Here is a 1,741-nt window from a genome sequence, read left to right as displayed (position 1 = left end):
CCGCAAACCCAGTATCTGTTTGCCGGCCTGATCGAGGTGTTTCGCGACAGCGACACCGGTCGCCTGGCGATGATCCCGCTTTCCGATCTGCGAAAGCTGTTTCCGCTGAAGGCGGGGACAAAGGCCGCGATAGAGTTCGTCGAGCTGTCGCCGAACAAGCCGCCGAAGGGCACCAAGACGCTGAGCCTGGTCGTCAAGGGCAAGGAGACATTCAGCCTGGGCGAGTGCAAATACAATGTCCTGGCGGTCAAGGAGACCTTCAAGAACGGTGCCGGCGAGACGCTGGATTCATTTACCGCCCTCTATGCGCCAGATCTGCAAGCCGCGCTCGCGCGGCGCTACGATGAAGGCACCAGTTCGGAATCCGTCAACGGCTACGAGACGATCAAGCCGCTGGCCGAGTAGCTGAACCAGAGCACGGCGAGTCAAGGGGTTCCCGGCCGTGGCAGTATCCTGTTGCGTCGCCTGGCCGCCAATGCGCCCTGCGATGGCGACGGCGCGCTTCGCTCAAGTCCCGCCAGACAATCCCGCAGCACACCGGCATCCTGCGTGGCCTTGGCCATCGACATCGCTCCGGAATAGGCGGCGACCGTCAGCGCGGCGAAGCGTTCGGGGTCCGTGCCCTCGTCCTTGCCCACCTGCTGGTCGGCATGCAGCTTGTCGGCAATCGCGCGCCGCCACCCGGCAAATATCCCGGCAAGGGCAATGCGGAAATCCGGGTCGGCAAGCGACAGTTCGTGCGCCAGATTGTTGAGCGGACAGCCGCGCACGAAACCCTGCTGCTCCAGTTGCGCCGCCACGGCCTCGAACACCGCGCGCACGCCTTCGCGGGCCGACGCCGCCGCCAGCACCGGCGCGATCCATGTCTCTTCGACCGCTGCCGCCACACGCTCGTCGATCACCGCCAGCGCGAGCGCCTTCTTGGTCGGGAAATGGTGATGCAGCGCACCGCCGCTGACACCCGCCGCCGCCATCAGGTCGCCGATGCTGGAGGCGTGATAGCCGCGCGCCTGGAACGCGTCCTCGGCGACATCGAGCACTTTCTTGCGCATGCCTTCAGGGTCGTTGATGCGTTTTCCCGGGCGCGGTTTTGGTTGAGCGATCATCTCTGCTGACATTGCCGGACATTAGCATATTGACAAAACAGGACAACCGGTCTGTTTTACAAACAGGACAATCACCCTGTTTTGGAGAATGCCGGATGAACCTGCCCCAGAACGTCGCGCCGAAACCCTCGGCGCTCGCCTCGCCTGTCGTCGAGTTGCGGCAATACACGCTGAAGCCAGGCCAACGCGACACGCTCATCGACATCTTCGACAGCAGGCTGATCGAGGGCCAGGAGGCCGCCGGCATGACCATCATCGGCCAGTTCCGGGATCTCGATCGGCCTGACATGTTCGTCTGGATGCGCGGCTTCGACAGCATGGATGCGCGGAAAAATGCTCTTGCCGCTTTCTATGGCGGGCCGGTCTGGGCGGCGCACCGCGATGCGGCCAACGCGACGATGATCGATTCCGACGATGTGCTGCTGCTCAAGCCGGCGTGGCCGGGCGCCGGCTTCGACCTTGCGGGGGCGCAGCGGCCAAGCCTGGCCGGCGACGAAAAGCCCATTCGAAACAGGCCGCTGACCGGCATCGTTGTCATCGAGATTCATCATTTGCAGCCCGGCACGGAGGCAGATTTCACCACCCGCTTCGAGATTGAGACGGCGTGCCTGATGACGGCCGACGCACGCCTGCTC

At 63.9% G+C, this 1,741-nt stretch carries 3 protein-coding genes; 2 read left to right on the top strand and 1 reads right to left on the bottom strand.

Annotated elements, in window-relative coordinates; translation table 11 throughout:
- Positions 1-405 (top strand): hypothetical protein (locus ENZ74_RS31055; RefSeq protein WP_127313271.1); only part of this gene is annotated, 405 nt, incomplete at its 5' end.
- 20 nt (positions 406-425) lie between these two features.
- On the opposite strand, the gene ENZ74_RS31050 is transcribed toward ENZ74_RS31055, so the two are convergent.
- On the bottom strand, positions 426-1,052 hold the full coding sequence (locus ENZ74_RS31050) for a TetR/AcrR family transcriptional regulator (protein WP_164747190.1): 627 nt from the start codon (positions 1,050-1,052) through the stop codon (positions 426-428).
- Positions 1,053-1,201: 149 nt separating this feature from the next.
- Between ENZ74_RS31050 and ENZ74_RS31045 the strand changes: the two genes are divergently transcribed.
- Positions 1,202-1,741 (top strand): NIPSNAP family protein (locus ENZ74_RS31045; protein ID WP_164761357.1); only part of this gene is annotated, 540 nt, incomplete at its 3' end.

This window comes from Mesorhizobium sp. M7A.F.Ca.CA.002.15.2.1 (assembly GCF_003998715.1).
GTDB lineage: Bacteria > Pseudomonadota > Alphaproteobacteria > Rhizobiales > Rhizobiaceae > Mesorhizobium > Mesorhizobium ciceri.
This window is presented reverse-complemented; position numbering and strand designations above follow the sequence as displayed.

Bases quoted from the DNA above. Each gene is read 5' to 3' on its own strand.
- ENZ74_RS31050 (WP_164747190.1), bottom strand. From the start codon at position 1,052: ATGCGCAAGAAAGTGCTCGATGTCGCCGAGGACGCGTTCCAGGCGCGC.